15 protein-coding genes are annotated in these 18,324 nt (G+C 65.9%); 10 read left to right on the top strand and 5 right to left on the bottom strand.

The annotated features are described in order from the left end of the window. Positions 1 to 33: 33 nt before the first annotated feature. The 3 genes from cobJ (at position 34) to B3P22_RS01015 (ending at position 3,373) form a co-directional block, all read left to right on the top strand. The gene (gene cobJ / locus B3P22_RS01025) at positions 34 to 1,683 is read left to right on the top strand and encodes a precorrin-3B C(17)-methyltransferase (RefSeq protein ID WP_296269533.1); all 1,650 of its coding nucleotides are present in this window, start codon (positions 34 to 36) and stop codon (positions 1,681 to 1,683) included. Positions 1,684 to 1,851: 168 nt separating this feature from the next. After that, complete coding sequence (locus tag B3P22_RS01020) at positions 1,852 to 2,691, top strand: AraC family transcriptional regulator (RefSeq protein WP_296269532.1); 840 nt, start codon at positions 1,852 to 1,854, stop codon at positions 2,689 to 2,691. Between the two features lie 76 nt (positions 2,692 to 2,767). Continuing rightward, positions 2,768 to 3,373: a LysE family translocator gene (locus tag B3P22_RS01015; RefSeq protein ID WP_296269531.1), complete on the top strand. Its 606-nt coding sequence runs from the start codon at positions 2,768 to 2,770 to the stop codon at positions 3,371 to 3,373. 8 nt (positions 3,374 to 3,381) lie between these two features. Here B3P22_RS01015 and B3P22_RS01010 read toward each other — a convergent pair whose 3' ends face one another. Continuing rightward, complete coding sequence (locus B3P22_RS01010; RefSeq protein WP_296269530.1) at positions 3,382 to 4,365, bottom strand: GlxA family transcriptional regulator; 984 nt, start codon at positions 4,363 to 4,365, stop codon at positions 3,382 to 3,384. Positions 4,366 to 4,459: 94 nt separating this feature from the next. Here B3P22_RS01010 and B3P22_RS01005 point away from each other — a divergent pair, with 94 nt between their 5' ends. The 7 genes from B3P22_RS01005 to B3P22_RS00975 all read left to right on the top strand — a co-directional run bounded on the left by B3P22_RS01005 (position 4,460) and on the right by B3P22_RS00975 (position 11,685). Then, complete coding sequence (locus B3P22_RS01005) at positions 4,460 to 5,071, top strand: LysE family translocator (RefSeq protein WP_161864299.1); 612 nt, start codon at positions 4,460 to 4,462, stop codon at positions 5,069 to 5,071. Between the two features lie 112 nt (positions 5,072 to 5,183). Next, positions 5,184 to 6,491 (top strand): MFS transporter, encoded by a 1,308-nt coding sequence (locus B3P22_RS01000; protein WP_296269529.1) that lies wholly within the window; start codon positions 5,184 to 5,186, stop codon positions 6,489 to 6,491. Between the two features lie 234 nt (positions 6,492 to 6,725). Further along, the gene (locus tag B3P22_RS00995) at positions 6,726 to 7,205 is read left to right on the top strand and encodes a carboxymuconolactone decarboxylase family protein (RefSeq protein WP_197858670.1); all 480 of its coding nucleotides are present in this window, start codon (positions 6,726 to 6,728) and stop codon (positions 7,203 to 7,205) included. 27 nt (positions 7,206 to 7,232) lie between these two features. After that, positions 7,233 to 7,850: an FMN-dependent NADH-azoreductase gene (locus tag B3P22_RS00990; protein ID WP_296269528.1), complete on the top strand. Its 618-nt coding sequence runs from the start codon at positions 7,233 to 7,235 to the stop codon at positions 7,848 to 7,850. A gap of 368 nt (positions 7,851 to 8,218) precedes the next feature. Beyond that, the gene (locus B3P22_RS00985) at positions 8,219 to 10,360 is read left to right on the top strand and encodes a TonB-dependent receptor domain-containing protein (RefSeq protein WP_296269527.1); all 2,142 of its coding nucleotides are present in this window, start codon (positions 8,219 to 8,221) and stop codon (positions 10,358 to 10,360) included. Positions 10,361 to 10,424: 64 nt separating this feature from the next. After that, on the top strand, positions 10,425 to 11,174 hold the full coding sequence (locus B3P22_RS00980; protein WP_296269526.1) for a hypothetical protein: 750 nt from the start codon (positions 10,425 to 10,427) through the stop codon (positions 11,172 to 11,174). Positions 11,175 to 11,214: 40 nt separating this feature from the next. Beyond that, entirely contained in the window at positions 11,215 to 11,685 is a 471-nt protein-coding gene (locus B3P22_RS00975) for a GNAT family N-acetyltransferase (protein ID WP_296269525.1), read from the top strand. A gap of 48 nt (positions 11,686 to 11,733) precedes the next feature. On the opposite strand, the gene cobF is transcribed toward B3P22_RS00975, so the two are convergent. From cobF to cobN, 4 genes are all read right to left on the bottom strand, one after another. Continuing rightward, entirely contained in the window at positions 11,734 to 12,495 is a 762-nt protein-coding gene (cobF, locus tag B3P22_RS00970) for a precorrin-6A synthase (deacetylating) (protein ID WP_296269524.1), read from the bottom strand. Next, positions 12,492 to 13,202, bottom strand: a complete 711-nt coding sequence (locus tag B3P22_RS00965) for a vWA domain-containing protein (RefSeq protein WP_296269523.1) — start codon at positions 13,200 to 13,202, stop codon at positions 12,492 to 12,494. Before B3P22_RS00965 ends, cobF begins: the two co-directional genes overlap by 4 nt. Next, positions 13,184 to 14,185, bottom strand: coding sequence for an ATP-binding protein (locus B3P22_RS00960; RefSeq protein ID WP_296269522.1), 1,002 nt, complete (start codon positions 14,183 to 14,185; stop codon positions 13,184 to 13,186). Before B3P22_RS00960 ends, B3P22_RS00965 begins: the two co-directional genes overlap by 19 nt. A gap of 349 nt (positions 14,186 to 14,534) precedes the next feature. Further along, positions 14,535 to 18,281, bottom strand: a complete 3,747-nt coding sequence (gene cobN, locus B3P22_RS00955) for a cobaltochelatase subunit CobN (RefSeq protein ID WP_296269521.1) — start codon at positions 18,279 to 18,281, stop codon at positions 14,535 to 14,537. Positions 18,282 to 18,324 lie beyond the last annotated feature (43 nt).

Genomic DNA, 18,324 nt, shown 5'->3' with positions numbered 1-18,324 from the left:
GCGGCCGAACATAGGATCTACAGGATTTACCGTATGAACATCGTCATCCTCGGCGCCAGCGCGCTGGCCACTGCACAACGCCTCAAGGCGCTTTATCCACAGGCCGTGATCCATGGCTTGCGCGGCCGCGCCGATGGCGCCGATCATCACTACGATGAATTTGGTGAGCACCTGCGCGCGCTGTATCGCGCCGGCCAGCCGCTCGTGGCGCTGTGCGCCGCCGGCATCGTCATCCGCAGCCTCGCCGCACTGCTGGCGGAAAAGGGCGCCGAGCCGGCGGTGCTGGCCCTGGCCGAAGACGGTAGCGCCGTGGTGCCGCTGCTCGGTGGCCTGGCTGGGGTCAACCGCCTGGCCCGCGAGATCGCCGCGCACCTGGACGTCACGCCAGCCATCACCACCAGCGGCGAGCTGCGCTTCGGCACCTGCCTGCTGGAGCCGCCTGCCGGCTACGCGCTGGCCGACCTGCAGCAAGGCAAGCGCTTCGTCAGCGACCTGCTCGGTGGCGAAACGGTACGCATCGACGGCCAGGCACCCTGGCTGGAGACGACGCAACTGCCTGTGGATAACACCGCCCGCAGGGTCATCCACGTCACCGCGCAGGCGCGCCCGGCGCAACCGGACGAATTGCTGATCCACCCGCGCTGCGCCGCCGCGCTGATCGAACGCCCCGGCGCCGACCTGCCGGCGCACCTGCAGCAGGCACTCAGCGCCGCCAACCTGGCGCCGCAGGCGCTGGCGTGCCTGATCGCGGATAAAAGCTTGATGGCCAACGCTGACTTGCACGCGGCAGCGCAGGCACTGAGCCTGCCGCTGCGCTTTATCCACAACACCAGCGAACTGCCGCCCGAGCACCATATCGGCGACGGCCTGCGCCTGCTGTTGGGCGAGCGGCCGCTGGATATCGAGCGCCTCGGCCAGCGCCGTGGCCGCCTTAGCGTGGTCGGCCTCGGACCCGGTGCCGCCGAGCATATGACCCCCGCCGTGCGCCGTGCCCTCGACGAGGCTGAAGACCTGCTCGGCTACGACACCTACGTGAAGATGGCCGGCCCGCTGCGTGCCGATCAATGCCTGCACCCCAGCGATAACCGCGAGGAGCTGCAGCGCGCCGCCCACGCCTTCGAACTGGCCGCCAGCGGCCGCCGCGTGGTGATGATTTCCTCCGGCGATCCCGGCGTATTCGCCATGGCCGCCGCCGTGATGGAAGCGCTGGAAAGCCCGCAAAGCGAGACCTGGCGCGGCGTCGAACTGGAGGTGCTGCCAGGCGTCTCCGCCGCCCTGGCCACTGCGGCCAAGGCCGGCGCGCCGCTGGGCCATGACTTCTGCCTGATCTCGCTGTCCGACAACCTCAAGCCCTGGGCGGTGATCGAAAAACGCCTGGAGCATGCCGCCGCAGCGGATCTGGCCATGGCCTTCTACAACCCGATCTCCAGAGCGCGCCCCTGGCAGCTCGGCCGCGCCCTGGAGTTGCTGCGCCAACATCGCGAACCGCAGACCCTGGTAGTGCTCGGCCGCGATATCGGCCGCCCCGCCGAAGCCCTGCGCAGCCTTACCCTCGGCGAGCTGACCCCGGAGATGGTCGACATGCGCACCCTGGTGATCATCGGCTCCAGCCAGACCCGTCGCTTCCCCCGTGCCGATGGCGGCGAGTGGGTGTATACGCCGCGCTGGTATCCCGAACTGTAGGGGTATGTTGGAGAAAAAAGCTCGCGGACAAGTTCGCTCCCACAGAGTGCCGCTGGAATTGTGGGAGCGGACTTGTCCGCGAGCTTTTCACCAGCTGCACAAACCTTCTAGGCCTGCGCGCCGAACGCGCTAAGCTCATCGGTCCACAGCAGCGATAGGCAACAGGCGATGAACGCGCAGTCATGGGTCGACCTCAAGCAGGATGCCGATACCGGCATCGAGGTGATCCGTGCGCATTTCGAGGGCCACGCCTACGACCCGCACTGGCACGACAGCTACCTGATCGGTTTCACCGAACAGGGTGTGCAGCAATTTCACTGCCGCCGTGCGCTGTTCAGCAGCGTGCCGGGGCAGACCTTCTTCCTCGAACCCGGCGACATTCACGACGGGCATGCGCCAGCGCCGGGCGGTTTCACCTACTCCACGCTCTATCTCGAGCCGGCCTGGCTGCAGCGCGCGCTGCCGGCGCTGTTCGAACAGGCGCCCAGCGATTGCCTGCCCGGCGTACCGCGCACCCAGCCGGACGACCCCGGCCTACTGCCGTGCATCGCCAATGCCCTGCAAGCGCTGAACGACGACGAGCCGCGCATGGTGCGCGACGCCGCGCTGGATGCGCTGCTCGAACGCATCTCGCGCAGCCTGCACTGGCGCCAGCGCCTGCCGGGCAACCCGCAGATTCCCAGCGTGGCGCTGCGTGCCCGCGAGTACCTGCACGCACACTTTCACGAGAACATCGGCCTCGACGAACTGGCACGGGTCTGCGGCGTCGACCGCTTTCGCCTCAGCCGCGCGTTCAAGGCGGCCTTCGGCATCGCTCCGCATGGCTACCTGATCCAGCTGCGTCTGGTGCGCGCCCGCCGTCTGCTGGCCCTCGGCACGGCACCGGCGCAGGTCGCCAGTGACCTGGGTTTTGCCGATCAGAGCCACCTGGGGCGTTGGTTCCGCCGCGCCAATGGCCTGACCCCAGGCGCCTACCGCAACCTCTGCACAAAGCTTCAAGACCGCTGAATCGGCAGCCGGACAATCGCGCCATATTCGATATGGAGCGATTGCCGATGCCATTCACCGCCACCCGAGGCCGGCCATGAACCAGTGGCTGCCCTTCATCCTCTTCGCCTCGGCGGCCTCGATCACGCCAGGGCCGACCAACTTGCTGATCCTCGGCAGTGCCGCCCGCTTCGGCCTGTCAATCGCCCTGGCCATCGCGGTCGGCGCCAGCCTGAGTGCCAGCCTGATGCTGCTTTTGGTCGGCCTGGGCCTGGGTGAACTGCTGGCCCGTGCACCGCTGCTGCAGATAGCGATGACCTGGGCCGGCGCGATCTGGATCAGCTGGATGGCCTGCAAGCTGATGCGCCGTGACGCGACCGATCTGCACGAGCAAGGGGTCGACCAGCGTCAGGGCTTCATCCAGGGGGCCGGCCTGCAACTGATAAACCCCAAAACATGGCTGATGACCGTGTCGGTCACCGCGATCTTCCTCGACGGCCGGGCCTCGTTCGGCGCGGTGGCGAGCTACGCGACGCTGTTTCTGCTGGTGTCCACGCCCTGCCTGCTGGCCTGGGGCCTGCTCGGCATCGGCAGCACGCGCTTGCTGCGGCAACCGTCGCGGTTGCTGCTGTTCAACCGCTGCATGGCCCTGTTGCTGCTGGCCTCGGTGTGGTTGCCGTTGCTGTCACAGCTTCGTGGTTGAAGCCGCTCCTACGCCGTGGGTTTGGCTTGGCGGCGCATCGCCCCGGGTGTGGTACCGAAACGCTGGCGGAACAGCTTGCCCAGGTGGCTGGCATCACTGGCGCCGACCTCGTCGGCGATCTGCGCCAGGCTGTGGCTGGAATTGAGCAGGCGCCAGCGCACGTGCTGCAGGCGCAGCTCGTTCCAGTACTCGCGCGCGCTCATGCCCTGACGGGCGTGAAACAGGCGGTCGAGTTGACGACGGCTGATACCCACGCTGGCCGCCAGTCGTTCGATGCCCTCGGCGCTGGCCAGACCCTGGCGCATCAGAGCGATGGCACGATCGACGTGGCGCTCGCCGCTGGAAGTGCCCTGCAGCGAGCGCAGCGCGTGCTGGCCGCTACGCGTCTCGTCCACCAGCATATCGGCCAGGCCCTTGAGCGCCCGTGCCCGGCCACAGCCATGCGCCAGCAGTTCCACCGCCAGGTCGATGGCCGCCGTGCCCCCGGCACAGGAAATCCGTTCGGACTCGATGCTGTACAGACGCTCGCGCGCCAGACGCAGGCGCGGGAAGCTGGCACGAAACTCCGCCTCGTGACGCCAGTGCAGCGCAACCCGATGGCCATCGAGCAGGCCACAGGACGCCAGCAGAAAGCTCGCATTGTCGATCGCAGCCAGCTTCACGCCAGCGCGCACGGCGCGCCGCAACAAGGGACGGTAGGCCGGCGCCAGCGCCGCCGTGGCCTGTGCGCTGCGCCCGCCGAACAGCACCAGATAGTCGTAGTCGGCCAGATCGAGTTCCTCCGGCGTGACCTCGATTCGCAACGCCGCACCGCTGCTCGACGACACATGCCCCGGCTGCAGGCCGAGAATCGTCCAGGCGCAGTAGCGCTGGCGGCTGTAGTCCTCGTCATCGGCGCTGAAACGCAGCTTGTCGAGAAAGCCACCGAACGGCAGCAGGGCGAACTCCGGCAGCGGCAGCAGAAGGAAACGCAGATCGGGGTTTTCGCTCATGCATAGTCCAGAATCGACTGTTATATGACCAGAATTTACCTCAATCCAGCCCCTGCTGCTGATTAGACTGGCCGCGCATTCTCAGGAGACCCACATGGCCGTCGAACTCTGGCTCGTCTACTTCGTCGCTACCCTCGGCCTGGCGCTGACGCCAGGCCCCAACAGCCTGCTGGCGCTGACCCACGGCGGGCTCTACGGCGCGCGCATGGCGCTGGCCACCATCCTCGGTGGTGTGGTGGGTTTCAGCGTGCTGATCGCCCTGGCCATGTTCGGTCTCAGTGCCCTGCTCAAGACCGCTCCCACCGCGCTGCTGGCACTCAAGTGGATCGGCGGCGCCTACCTGATCTGGCTGGGCGTGCAGCTATGGCGCTCGCCACCGATGAACCTCACGCTGGCCGATAGCGGCGCCCGCCCCAGCGCCGGCCGGCTGTTTCGCCAGGGCCTGCTGTCGGCGCTGTCCAACCCCAAGGTGATCCTGTTCTACGGCGCCTTCCTGCCGCAATTCCTCGACCCGCAGCGCGGCCTGGCGGTGCAGTTCGTGGTGATGGCTGCCACCTTCGCCGTGGTCGAGTTTCTCGTCGAGCTGCTACTGGCGCTGCTGGCCTTTCGGGTGCGGCCCTGGCTGCAGCGCGGCGGTCGCGCCTTCAATCGCAGTTGCGGGGTGCTCTTCGTGCTGATCGGCATCGCACTGCCGTTGGCGCGCTGAGGCTGCAGAGGCGTCGCTCACGGCAACGCCACCGTCGTCTGCGAAGCCCTCAGGCGCGCCATGGCTCCGTAACCTGCCTGAAACCGTCTGAATCAGGGATCAGGAGCGCCGCATGAATGCCATCCACAGGGGTCAGCAAGTCAGCCCGGCCACCTTGCACAAGGTCATCGCCGCCTCGGCCATCGGCAACTTCGTCGAGTGGTTCGACTTCGCCGTCTACGGCTTCCTCGCCGTGACCATCGCCTCGCTGTTCTTCCCACCGGGCAATCCGACTCTGGCGCTGCTGCAAACCTTCGCGGTGTTCGCCGTGTCGTTCGCCCTGCGTCCGCTGGGCGGGATCTTCTTCGGCATCCTCGGCGACCGCATCGGGCGCAAGCGCGTGCTGTCGATCACCGTGCTGCTGATGGCCGGCGCCACCACACTGATCGGCCTGCTGCCGACCTACGCCAGCATCGGCCTGCTCGCCCCGCTGCTGCTGGCGCTGGCGCGCTGCCTGCAGGGTTTCTCCGCCGGTGGCGAGTACGCCGGCGCCTGTGCCTTCGTCATGGAGCACGCACCCACCGAACAGAAGGCCCGTTACGGCAGCTTCGTGCCGGTGTCGACTTTCCTCGCCTTCGCCTCCGCGGCCGGCTTGGTGTTCGGCCTCGACCAGATCATCAGCAGCGAGCAGATGCAGGCCTGGGGCTGGCGCCTGCCCTTCCTCATCGCGGCGCCGCTGGGCCTGGTGGGGCTGTACATGCGCCTGCGCCTGGACGAGTCGCCGGCGTTCAAGGCAATGGCAGCCGAACCTGCGCCGGAGCATTCGCCGCTGAAGGAAACCCTGCGCCTGCACGGCGCCACCATCGCCTGCCTGGGCGCATTCATTTCCGCCACGGCGCTGTCGTTCTACATGTTCACCACCTATCTCACCACCTACATGCAGGTGGTCGGTGGTGCGGCACGCTCGACCGCCTTGCTGGCCAGCCTGGTGGCGCTGATCTTCGCTGCGCTGCTGTGCCCCCTGGTTGGACGCTATTCGGATCGCGTTGGCCGCCGCTGCACCATCCTGACCGCCGGGGTCGCGCTGATCGTTGCGGTGTACCCAGCCTTTACCCTGGCCACCTCCGGCGCGCTGCTGCCCTCGGCGCTGGGCGCCATGCTGCTGGCGATCGGCGCGGTGATCTGCGGGGTGGTCACCGCCGTGCTGCTGTCCGAGCAGTTCCCGACCCGGGTGCGCTACACCGCCTCGGCCTTCACCTACAACCTGGCCTACACCATCTTCGGTGGCACCGCGCCGCTGGTCGCCACCTGGCTGATCGAGCAGACCGGCGACCGCATGTCACCGGCCTACTACCTGATCGTCATCGCCCTGATTGCCCTCGCCGGCGGCCTGGCGCTGCCGGAAACGTCGAAGCGCCCACTGAACTACCAGCCGGCCTGAGTACGGCTTTCATCCAGGCTTGCGGCGCCGAGGCCGCAAGCCATCCTCATCCGAGTATCGCCTTGGCCGAATGACGACTGGCACATTCACGCAAAGTGGACCAGTCGAAAACGCCAATAATGGATCTATGTGGTTAAGCCACTGGTGCGTACATTCATCTCCACCGGGCCAGGGTAGTTCTGCCGACAGCAGAGAGGCATCGGTTTCTTCTCAACTCGGATACGGATGAAAACCATGAGCCAGCGTCTCGACTACTTCAAACTTTCTCCCAAGACCGCCAGCAAGTACGCGGAATTCTCCACCCTGCTGAACAAGACGCCGTTCCTCACCGAACTGGCTCACCTGGTCACCCTGCGTGCCTCGCAACTCAACGGCTGCGCCTTCTGCGTGGACATGCACGTCAAGGAAGCCAAGATCCACGGAGAACGCGAACTGCGTCTGCACCACGTTGCCGTGTGGCGCGAGTCGCCGCTGTTCTCGGCCCGTGAGCGCGCCGCCCTGGAGTGGACCGAGGCCCTGACCCAGCTGTCGCCGCACGGCGTATCGGACGCCATCTACGCCAGCGTGCTCGAGCAGTTCTCCGAGCAGGAGCTGGCCGACCTGTCGTTCCTGGTGGTTGCCATCAACGGCTGGAACCGCCTCAGCGTGGCCTTCCGCAACGTGCCCGGCTCCGCCGACAAGCTGTACGGGCTGGAAAAGGCCAACCTGGCCTGAGGCCAGCTTCAGCAGAGGAACGTCAGCATGAGCACTCCCCTTCGCATCCTTCGCCTCATCGCCAGCTCACGCGGCGCCGATTCGGAAAGCCTGCGCCTGTCGCAGCAGGTGCTTGACGGCCTGGCCGCCCGCCATTCGCTCGCGGTGCAGGATATCGACCTCAACGACCTGCCGCATGCCGACAGCGCCTACGCGGTGGCGCTTGCCTCGGCGCCCGGTGCGGTGCAGGCCGAAGCGGGGAGCACGCTGCAGCGTTCCGCCGAGCTGATCCGCCAGCTCGACGACGCCGACATGCTGCTGATCGCCACGCCGATGCACAACTACACGGTGCCGTCTGCGCTCAAGGCCTGGATCGACCACATCGTGCGCATCCACGTGACCTTCAACGGCACACCGCAAGGCAAGGTCGGCCTGCTGCGCGACCGCCCGGTGTACGTGGCGATCGCCTCGGGCGGCCTGATCAGCGGCGAGCACGCGCGCCAACCGGACTTTCTGCGTCCCTACCTGCAGGCCGCGCTGGCAACCGTGGGCCTGCGCGACCTGCACTTTTTCTGCGTCGAAGGCACTGCCCGTGGCGAACCTGCCCTGAGCGAAGCCCGTGCCAGCGCGCACGCGGCGATCACCGGGTTCTTCACACCCGCCTGACCCTGAGCCGCCGGCTTACGGTTCGTCTGCCGGCGGCACAGCATCCCCCACAGCGGCGTGCGCCTTGCGCCACCTGGCGCAGTCCTGTACACAGTCTGCCGCGCAGACTGCCAAGGCGCCCCCGTCCTGCTGCAATCGGCAGCGACTCGCAGACTCATAAGCACACCATCGCCGTCATGCCCATCTGATGAGCCAGAGCATGCAGGCCGGTCAAGCCTGGGGATAGCCACTGGCACTGCTGATCGATGCCCGCATCAGGGCGCGCCCCTGGTCAAGCACACTGATTGCGTCGGCTGGCGGCTTGACCGTGACCCACACCTCGCGACCTCCATCAGACAGAGTCGCCGCCCGCTCAACGGAGCCCTTGCATGCCGCCCCTGCCGCTTTCCCGCCGACCTGCCCGCCTTACCCTGCTGGCGCTCGCCTGCCTGAGCGCCCAGAGCGCTTTCGCCGATGAGCCGGTGCAGCTCGACCCGCTGCAAGTCAGCGGCGTGCAGATGAGCGAAGAGGAAGCTGCGCGCGAGGCGCTGGAGCAGGTCCCCGGCGCCACCAACCTGGTGGACATGGCCAAGGTCGAACAGGGTCGCGTGGCCGGTATCGCCGACGTGCTGGCCTACCAGCCGGGCGTCTACGCGCAGTCGCCCGGCAACGAAGGCGTGAAGATCAGCGTGCGTGGCTCGGGGATCAACCGTGGCCCCGGCTCGCATGCTTCCGGCACACATATCATGCTCGACAGCCTGCCACTGACCGGCCCCGGCGGCACACCTTACGAACTGCTGGAACCCTTGTGGATAAGTCGCGCTGAGGTGCTGCGTGGCGCCAATGGCTTCGAGCGTGGCTCGCTGGCCCTGGGCGGCGCCATCGACTACATCACCCACACCGGCTACACCGCGCCCAAGCTGCAACTGCGCTATGAAACCGGCAGCCGTGGCTACCAGAAACGCAGCATCGCCTCCGGCCAGGTGCTGGGCGATTTCGACTACTACCTGGCCCTGACCGATAGCGAAACCGACGGCTATCAGGATCATTCCTCAGGCAAGGGCAAAGGCCTCGCCGCCAACTTCGGCTACCGACTCAACGAGAATCTGGAAACGCGCTTTTACCTGCGCTATCGAGAGACCGAGCATGAAGTACCGGGTCGCCTGACCAAAGCGCAGATCGAGCATGACCCGCGCGCCGCAGCCGCCAACAACCTGCGTATCGACGCCTACCGCGACCAGCCCGGCAGCACCTGGCTGGCCAACAAGACCACCTGGCGCATCGACGACGACTCCACCCTGGTCGCCGGCCTGGCCTATCACCACTACCCCATGGATATCACCGAGACCGCCTATCGCGGCGGCGCCTACCGTATCCGCGTGGACTACAGCGATATCAGCGGCACTCTGAACTACATGCGCGGGCACACTTTGTTCGGCCTGAACAGCGTGACTACCCTTGGACTGCGCAACACCACCAACCTGCCGAGCAGCAAATCCAAGGAAACCGCGGCGCTGCCGATTGACGTCAACGGCACCCCCTACCCGGCCGGCACTCTGATGCGTGCCTATGAGCACCTGGGCTCGGACAGCGTGCTGCACATCGGCAACGAGCTGGAACTGACGCCCAATCTGTGGCTGACCAGCGGTCTGGCGCTGATCTACACCCGCCGTGAAGCCGAAGTGACCTGGCCGTCCACCGACGACAGGCTCAGCGAGCACACCTGGGACTACGCTCCACGTATCGGCCTGCGCTACCAACTCAATCCCGAAGCACAGCTATTCGGCAATATCAGCCGCTCGGTGGAGCCACCGCATGCCTGGTCAATGATCTGGAGCTCGCCACTGCGCTTCCCGGCCAATAACCAACCGTACGCGTCCCGCCAACGGGCGCCGATCTCCATGGACAACCAGACCGCCATCACCTTCGAGGTCGGCGGCCGAGGCGAGTCCGCACTGGGCCAGTGGGAGCTGACCTACTACTACTCGCAGGTACGCCACGAGCTGCTCACCGTCGAGATCGAGCCCAACGTATTCGCCGAATCCAACGCCAGCCCCACCGTACATCAGGGCATCGAAGCCGGCCTGACCAGCCCGCTGTGGCAAGGCGGCGCCGCTGGCGCCCTGAGCCTGCGCCAGGCCTACACCTTCAGCGACTTCCATTACCGCGACGATGACGCCTTCGGCGACAACCGCCTGCCTGGCCTGCCGCGCCACTACTACCAGGCCGAGCTGCGCTACGACCACCCGAGCGGTTTCTACGCAGGCGTCAACACCCAGTACGCCTCCAAGGTCGCGGTGGACTACGCCAACTCCTATTACGCCGATGCCTACGCCACCTTCGGCGCCACCCTCGGCTACGCCTCGCCGAAAGACGACTGGCAAGCCTGGCTCGACCTGCGCAACCTGACCGACAAACGCTATGCCGCCACCGTTACACCGGGCTATAACGACAACGGCGCGGATGTAGCGCGCTCCACGCCCGGGGAAGGGTTTGGGGTGTATACCGGACTGTCCTGGAGTTGGTTGTAAGGCGGTGAGCTCGTAGAAAACGCCTTATAGAAGGACAGGATGAGCCTGGAGGCAAGGACGACTGATGGACCAGATCTTGAGGTACTGGCGCGCTATTCGCAGTGCAGTGCGCGCAAGCTGCAGTAAAGGACTCGTAGGAACATTGGAGTTCTGGGTGGTCGTCACATTAATCGCCATAGCCGCAGGCGGTGTCTTCTTTTTGATCCTGTACAGCGATGAAGTGGCCCAGAACGGAGAGTTTGGGCAGCATGGGGTGATCACCTTGGGTCAGGTCGTCAATGAGTCCACCTGCAGCAACGGCACGCGCTTCGGACATGAGTACTGCTATGACATTCTGTTCACCACAGCAGACGGCGAACAGGTGGTTTTCGGCGCGCGCGGCCTAACCAGCTACAGAGCTGGCTTAGGTGTACTTCCCAAAACGATGTTCGTCCAATACCTCCCGTACCGTCCAACATCTGCGCGGTTAGCGGGAGATAGTGGTGAAGGAGGCTTACTGCTGGGCCTGGGGCTGGCCATGACCGGCTTTGCACTGTTCTGCCTGTTCGGGCTCATCCGAGTCCAGGCAGCGTGGTACAGCATGCAAGAATTACTCGAGCATCTTGAGTCATTAATAGATAAGCGCTGCTTCGACGAAGCTGTCGATTTCGCTATGGGCAACTCAAACCTGGAGGACCGGGACACACTACTCGCCACCTTGATACTCAGGCTGTTCGAGTTGAAGGAAGAGCACCACGCCCAGCAGATACTTGCTCGTGAAGATATTCCCGACCTGGAAAAGGCCTTCCGGGCTCAAGGAATGGAAATACGTTAAGGACGATTGGATCGTTGACCGACGACAGAACGAGAACAGCATGGACTGCAGGATCAGGCTTGCGACGAAGGAGGATGCGGCGGCGATCAGCCGTATAGTGATCACCGCGTTACACGAGTCGAACGCTCAGGACTATCCAGCTGAGGTGATCGCCCAGGTCGAGAAAAGCTTCACACCCGAAGCTGTGGCTGTATTGCTCAACAAGCGCAAGGTTTTCGTCGCCTTGATACAAGACGATCTGATCGCCACCGCCAGCCTCGACGGCGAGGTTGTCAGAACGGTCTTCGTCGAGCCCGGCCATCAGGGCAGCGGAGTGGGTCGCAAGCTAATGGAGACGATCCATACCGAGGCGCTGAACGCCGGTATTTCCCGGCTGTTGGTGCCGTCATCGCTGACCGCAGAAGGCTTTTACGCCAGCATGGGCTATCGGAAAATTCGCGACGAGTTCCATGGCCCGGAACGCACCATCATGATGGAAAAATCGCTGCAGGCCGACTCAAAACACGAGTAACGCGTGGGTGGACAACTCTCTTCTTGTCCACCATTTCGATAGCCACAACTATCCCGAACCTTCCTTCCTCAACAAATAGCTGTCCATGATCCATCCATTACGCTCCCGCGCTTCGGCACGGGTCGTGACGATGCGCTCGGCCACCTCGTCCAGCGGCCCGGCGATGAGGATTTCGTCGGCAGTACCGACGTAGGCGCCCCAGTAGATGGTCAGGCCCTGGCCGACGAAGCGGCGGTAGGTGTCCTTGGCATCGAGCATTACCGCCACGCTGTCCACGCCTTGCGGCCAGCCTTCGGCGAACAGGCGGCCGGTGGTGATTTCCACGGCGCGGCCGATGCTGTTGAGCGGGATGCGGTGGCGTGCGGTCAGCGCCTGCAGGCTGGTGATACCGGGGATCACGTCATAGACGAAGTCGCTACGGCGCGCGGCGATGGCCTCGATGATGCGGATGCTGCTGTCGTACAGCGACGGGTCGCCCCAGACCATGAAGGCCGCCGTCTCGCCATCGGCCATCTGCTCGTCGATCAGTTGCTCGAACACCGCCTGCTTGTCACGGTTGAGTTCGTCGACGCTGGCGCGGTAGTCGGCAGCCTCGCGTTCGCGCTCCGGTTGCATGCCTTCGGCGAAACGCGGTGTGTGGCCCTCAAGGAAACGTGTACAGATTTCGCGACGCAGGGCATTGAGCTTGTGCTTGGCCGCCCCCTTGTCCATCAGGAAGATCACGTCGCTGCGTCGCAGCGCCTTGATCGCCTGGTAGGTGATGTAGTCCGGGTCGCCGGCGCCGATGCCGACCAGCAGCAGGGTTTTCATGGGGTTCTCCAGGTGCGACCCGGCGCGCTCGGCGCCAGATCGTCGATATGTTGGTAGTCGGCCTGTAACGCCTGCGCCAGCTGGCGCGCGCGGCCCAGGCGGATGGGCGCGCGCTCGGTATCGAGCAGCAGAGTTGGGCATGGCAGCGGCGCCAGTAACGGCAGGTCACGCAAGCGACCGTCGGTGAGAATCAACAGACGCTGCCGTTCGCTCGGTTTCGCTCGTTGCCGACGCAACAGCCAGTCGCCGGCCTGGCGCAGCGCGTCGAGCAGCGGCGTACCGCCACCGGCGCCCAATTCGTGAAGCCAGCGATGCAGCTCGGCGCTGGCCTTGCGTCCCTGCCACAGCCATTGCGCTTCACGGCCACCGGCCTGCAAAACGGCCAGGCGCGCGCGCTGACGGTAGGCGCTGTCGAAGACTTCGGCGAGCACGCCCTTGGCCCGGCTCAGCGCACCATGGCGGCGGGTGGAGGCGGAGGCATCCACCAGCACCAGCCATAGCTCTTCGGCCTGCTGGCTGCGCGGGCGCAATACGAGCTGTTCGCGGCGTTGCGGCCGGCCCTGGCGCAAAGTCGCCGGCCAGTCGATACGTCCGGCCACGCCAGCTCGTGCAGCGCCACGCAGGCCGCCGCCGAGTCGTCCAGGCCGGTTACGGGCATCCGCGCCAGTGGCTGTGCGCGGGCGGATGCTCAGAGCTTTTTTGGCCAACGCGGCGGCACCCGCCGCTCGCCCATGGCCTGTGGCTGCGCCGGCAGCTCGCCCCCCTGGCCTTCGCCCTGGCTCTGTTCCTGCGCCAGCTGCGGCGCCTGGCTCTGCTCGGGCGGCGTGGCAGCCGGCGGTTGTTGCTGACTACGTCGATGGCGCAGAACGAAGTCCTCCACCGCGTCGATATCCACAGGCTCGATAGCCGCCGCGCCACGCCAGGCGGCATGGGCGCGGGCCGCGCGCAGCCAGACCAGGTCGGCGCGCAGACCATCGACGCCGGCAGCGAAGCAGCGCTGGCTGATCTCGCCCAAGGCGGCGTCATCCAGCGGGATATCGGCCAGGTGCTGGCGGGCATTCTGACAACGCATCGCCAGGGCATCCTGCTCATCCTGCCAGCGTTGCAGGAAAGCGGCGGGATCAGCATCGAACGCCAGCCGGCGACGCACGATCTCGGCGCGCTCGGCCGGCTGCGGCTGGCCATCGAGGGCCAGGTTGAGGCCAAAACGGTCGAGCAGTTGCGGGCGCAGCTCACCTTCCTCGGCGTTCATGGTGCCGATCAGCACGAAGCGCGCGGTGTGGCGATGGGAGATGCCGTCACGCTCGACATGGTTGACCCCGCTGGCAGCGGCATCGAGCAGCAGGTCGACCAGATGATCCGGCAGCAGGTTGACCTCATCGACATACAGCACGCCGCCATCGGCACGCGCCAGCAGGCCGGGGGAAAACTGCGCCCGGCCCTCGCCGAGGGCCGCGTCCAGATCCAGCGTGCCGACGATGCGCTCCTCGCTCGCGCCCAGCGGCAGGGTGACGAAGCGACCGCCCTCCAGCAGATCGGCCAGGCCACGGGCCAGGGTGGACTTTGCCATGCCGCGCGGGCCCTCGATCAGCACGCCGCCGATAGCCGGATCGATGGCCGCCAGGCACAGCGCCAGCTTCAGCGAATCGGCGCCGACCACAGCAGCGAGGGGAAAGTGATGTTCGGTCATGGCAGTGATCCGCGGAGGTGAGCGGTCGCACCTGACTTTTGTGGGAGGGGCTTTAGCCGCGAGCATGTCGTCGCTGAAGCGCCTCCTACAATGGGGGCATCGCAACCGTAGGGTGGGTTAGCGGCGCAGAACGCCGGCCTTGTATATGCAGAAAAACGTAGAGCGCCGCGTAACCCACCAGGCGATATACCGTGTGGCGCCGACGGTGGGTTACGCCGCAGCCGCTTCAACGAGTTGACCGGCAACCGCGACAGGCGGCTAACCCACCCTACGGGCTCGGCGGTGCCGGATGAACCCTCTCCCCCGACCCCTCTCCCATAAATGGGAGAGGGGGAAAAAAGCGCGCGCATCAGCTTTCCTCGCTATCGAGCAGTAGGTTTTCCAGCGCTTCGCGATACTCGCCGGGATTCTCCCACAGGCCGCGCTGCTGGGCTTCCAGCAGGCGTTCGAGGATATCGTTGAGGGCGCCGGGGTTGTGCTGCTGGATAAAGTCGCGGGTATCGCGATCCAGCAGGTAGGCATCGGTCAGCAGTGCATATTGGTGGTCATCGACCAGCTCGCTGGTGGCGTCGAAGGCGAACAGGTAGTCGATGGTCGCGGCCAGCTCGAAGGCGCCCTTGTAGCCGTGGCGCTTCATGCCTTCGATCCACTTGGGGTTGGCGGCGCGGGCACGCACCACACGATTGAGCTCTTCTTTCAAGGTGCGAATACGCGGCGTATCCGGCTGGCTGTTGTCGCCGTGATAGCTGGCCACCTTGAGCCCGCGCAGGGTTTCCACCGCCGCCAGCATGCCACCCTGAAACTGGTAGTAGTCGTTGGAATCGAGGATGTCGTGTTCGCGGTTGTCCTGGTTGTGCAGCACCGCCTGCATCTGCTCCAGGCGTTCGACGAAGCGCTGCCGGGCCGGCGCACCCTCGGCGCCGCTGCCGTAGGCGTAGCCGCCCCAGTTGAGGTAGACCTCGGCGAGATCCGCACGGCTTTGCCACAGGCGCTCCTCGATGGCGTTCTGTACCCCGGCGCCATAGGCGCCCGGCTTGGCGCCGAACACCCGCCAGCCGGCCTGGCGCCGCGCTTCGGCTTCATCCAGACCACCATCCTTGAGCGCCAGCGACTCGCGCCAGACCCGCGCCGACAGCGGGTTCATGTCTTCCGGCTCATCCAGCTCGATCACTGCCTGCACGGCGTCGTCGAACAGGCGAATCAGATTGCTGAAGGCATCGCGGAAGAAGCCCGAGACGCGCAGGGTGACATCCACCCGGGGTCGACCAAGCTTTTCCAACGGCAGTACCTCGAAGCGCTCGACGCGCTGGCTGCCCGGCTGCCACACCGGCCGCACACCCATCAGTGCCAGAGCCTGGGCGATATCGTCGCCGCCGGTGCGCATGGTCGCCGTGCCCCACACCGACAGGCCGAGCTGGCGCAGGTGGTCGCCTTCATCCTGCAGATGGCGCTCCAGCAGGCGATCCGCTGCCTGCAAGCCGAGGCGCCAGGCAGTCGGTGTGGGCAGATGGCGCACATCGACGGTAAAGAAGTTGCGCCCGGTGGGCAGTACATCGAGGCGCCCGCGACTCGGCGCACCGCTCGGCCCGGCGGGTACGAAGCGCCCTTCCAGTGCCGCCAGCAGGCCGCCCGTTTCGGCGTCGCCACAGGCATCCAGCAACGGCGCGATATGCTCGGCCAGACCATCAAGGATCAGCGCCACCTCGGCGCCGAAGGCGTCGATGCGCTCGCCGGCCAGACGCCGCTCAATCAGCCCCAGCGCCAGCAGCTCCAGGCGCTCGCGGGTATCACCGACGGTGCGCCACAGACTGTTATCCACAGCCTGCAACGCCTGGGGACGCAGCCCTTGCCAGGGCTGGCCCATATCGCAATCGAGCGGGTCGAGATTCAGTTCCAGGCCACGGGCCAGCACACGTAACAGGCTGGCGTTGGCGCCCTGGCCATCGCCACGGGGAATGCGTAGCAGCGCCAGCAGGGTGTCGCGGCGCAGTTGCCCGGCCGGCGACTCACCGAAAACATGCAGGCCATCGCGTATCTGCGATTCCTTGAGGTCGCACAGGTAGGCATCGAGCTGCGGCAGCCAGCTGTCGCCGTCGTCGTTGAGTTGCAGACCCAGCTCGCGATCGAGGCTGGCCTCGCGCACCTTGGCCAGGATTTCGCCACGCAGCTCCACGGCGCGGCGCTGGTCGAGCTGGCTGGCGTCATAGTATTCGTCGGCCAGGCGCTCCAGATCGCGCAGCGGGCCATAGCTTTCGGCACGGGTCAAAGGCGGCATCAGGTGGTCGATGATCACTGCCTGGGTGCGCCGCTTGGCCTGCGCGCCCTCGCCCGGGTCGTTGACGATAAAGGGATAGATATTCGGCAGCGGGCCGATCAGCGCCTGCGGCCAGCAGCCCTCGGACAGGCCGACGCTCTTGCCCGGCAACCACTCCAGGTTGCCGTGCTTGCCGACGTGGATCAGCGCATCGGCGGCGAAGGCCGTGCGCAGCCAGGCGTAGAAGGCGATATAGCCGTGCGGCGGCACCAGATCGGGGTCGTGATACACCGCCGCCGCGTCGAGCTGATAACCGCGCGCCGGCTGGATGCCGACGAAGCACAGGCCGAAGCGCAACCCGGCGACCATCATCCGCCTGCTGCGGAACATGGGGTCCTGCTGCGGCTCGCCCCAACGTTCGCGCACCGCCTGCTGGTTGGCCGGCGGCAGGCTGTGGAAAAACGTCAGATAATCATCCAGTGCCAGACTTTGCGCACAGGGCCGCGTATCCAGGCCATCCAGATCGTTAGTGACGCCGCCGAGCAGGCTGTGGACAAGGGCGGTGCCGCTGTCCGGCAGCTTATGCACCGGGTAGCCCTGCTGTTGCAGCGCCTGCAGGATATTCAGCGCGGCGGCCGGCGTATCCAGGCCCACGCCATTGCCGATGCGGCCATCGCGGGTCGGGTAGTTGGCCAGGATCAGGCCGATTCGCTTCTGATCGTTGCTTTTGAGCGCCAAATGGCACCAGTTACGCGCCAGTTCCGCGACATAAGCCATGCCCGACTCATGGGCCTGATAGCACACCACATCGCTCTGGCTACGCTCGCTGCGCCAGGCCAGGCCCTTGAAGCTGATGGCGGTGCCGATCAGCCGACCATCCAGCTCCGGCAGCACCACATGCATGGCCAGGTCACGCGAGCCCAGACCCTGGGCGCTGGCCTGCCACTGCGCCTTGTTGTCCAGCGAGCAGATGGCCTGCAGCACCGGGATATCGCGACGGAACACCCGAGCCTGCGGCGCCTCGGGATTGGACAGGGCGAAGCCGGTGGTATTGATGATCAGCGCGACGCTCGTCTCGTCCAACCAGGCCTGCACCTGATCCAGGCAGGCCGCCTCCTTGAGGCTGGCCACGGCAATCGGCAGCGGGTTGAGGCCCTGACGAACGAGATGCTCGCAGAAGGTATCGACAAAGGCGGTGTTCGCCGATTGCACATGGTTGCGGTAGAACAGCAGCGCCACCACGGGCGCATCAGGCTGCCACTGCGCACGCCAGTCGGCCAGCGTGGCCGGGCTGTGCTGCGGATAATAAAGGCCGACGCGCGGCAGCGCTTGCGGCTCCTGCCAGGCATCGTCACGCCCCAGCCAGCGGCTGCCGATGCAGCGGAACAACTGGCGGGCATTTTCCAAGCCGCCCTGACGCAGGTACTGCCAGAGGCGCTGGCTGTCTTCTTCACCGACGTTGCCGAGGGCATTCAACTCCGGGTCGGGTTTATCGTCGCCCGGCACCATGATCACCGTGGCGCCGCGCGCACCCAGCTCAACCAGGCGTTCGACGCCGTAGCGCCAGTAGCTCACCCCGCCATGCACGGAGATCAGGATGACCTTGGCATGCTGCAGCACCTGCTCGACGTAGTAATCCACCGAGGCGTTGTTACTCAGTTGCGCCGGGCTGGCCAGGCGCAGGCTGGGGTAGTTCTCCGGCAGTTGTCGGGCTGCTTCGGCCAGCAACGACAGGTGCGAATCGCCCGTGCACAGGATCACCAGCTCGGCCGGGGTCTGGCCAAGGTCGGCGATGCTATCGGCCGGCAGCTGAGCGCCGGGTTGGGTGCGTAATAAATGCATGTTCGTTCCGTGGAGCGGGCGAAATCGTGGGAGGGGCTTTAGC

This window comes from Pseudomonas sp. UBA6323 (genome assembly GCF_002439135.1).
In the GTDB taxonomy this organism is placed as follows: domain Bacteria; phylum Pseudomonadota; class Gammaproteobacteria; order Pseudomonadales; family Pseudomonadaceae; genus Aquipseudomonas.
Note: the sequence above shows the minus strand (reverse complement) of the source record. Positions and strands in the feature narration are given on the sequence as shown.

Coding starts and splice junctions, on each gene's coding strand:
- B3P22_RS00975 (WP_296269525.1), top strand. CDS start 11,215: ATGGACTGCAGGATCAGGCTTGCGACGAAGGAGGATGCGGCGGCGATC.
- B3P22_RS01000 (WP_296269529.1), top strand. CDS start 5,184: ATGAATGCCATCCACAGGGGTCAGCAAGTCAGCCCGGCCACCTTGCAC.
- cobJ (WP_296269533.1), top strand. CDS start 34: ATGAACATCGTCATCCTCGGCGCCAGCGCGCTGGCCACTGCACAACGC.
- B3P22_RS00960 (WP_296269522.1), bottom strand. CDS start 14,185: ATGACCGAACATCACTTTCCCCTCGCTGCTGTGGTCGGCGCCGATTCG.
- B3P22_RS01020 (WP_296269532.1), top strand. CDS start 1,852: ATGAACGCGCAGTCATGGGTCGACCTCAAGCAGGATGCCGATACCGGC.
- cobF (WP_296269524.1), bottom strand. CDS start 12,495: ATGAAAACCCTGCTGCTGGTCGGCATCGGCGCCGGCGACCCGGACTAC.
- B3P22_RS00995 (WP_197858670.1), top strand. CDS start 6,726: ATGAGCCAGCGTCTCGACTACTTCAAACTTTCTCCCAAGACCGCCAGC.
- cobN (WP_296269521.1), bottom strand. CDS start 18,281: ATGCATTTATTACGCACCCAACCCGGCGCTCAGCTGCCGGCCGATAGC.
- B3P22_RS00985 (WP_296269527.1), top strand. CDS start 8,219: ATGCCGCCCCTGCCGCTTTCCCGCCGACCTGCCCGCCTTACCCTGCTG.
- B3P22_RS00990 (WP_296269528.1), top strand. CDS start 7,233: ATGAGCACTCCCCTTCGCATCCTTCGCCTCATCGCCAGCTCACGCGGC.
- B3P22_RS01015 (WP_296269531.1), top strand. CDS start 2,768: ATGAACCAGTGGCTGCCCTTCATCCTCTTCGCCTCGGCGGCCTCGATC.
- B3P22_RS00980 (WP_296269526.1), top strand. CDS start 10,425: ATGGACCAGATCTTGAGGTACTGGCGCGCTATTCGCAGTGCAGTGCGC.
- B3P22_RS01005 (WP_161864299.1), top strand. CDS start 4,460: ATGGCCGTCGAACTCTGGCTCGTCTACTTCGTCGCTACCCTCGGCCTG.
- B3P22_RS01010 (WP_296269530.1), bottom strand. CDS start 4,365: ATGAGCGAAAACCCCGATCTGCGTTTCCTTCTGCTGCCGCTGCCGGAG.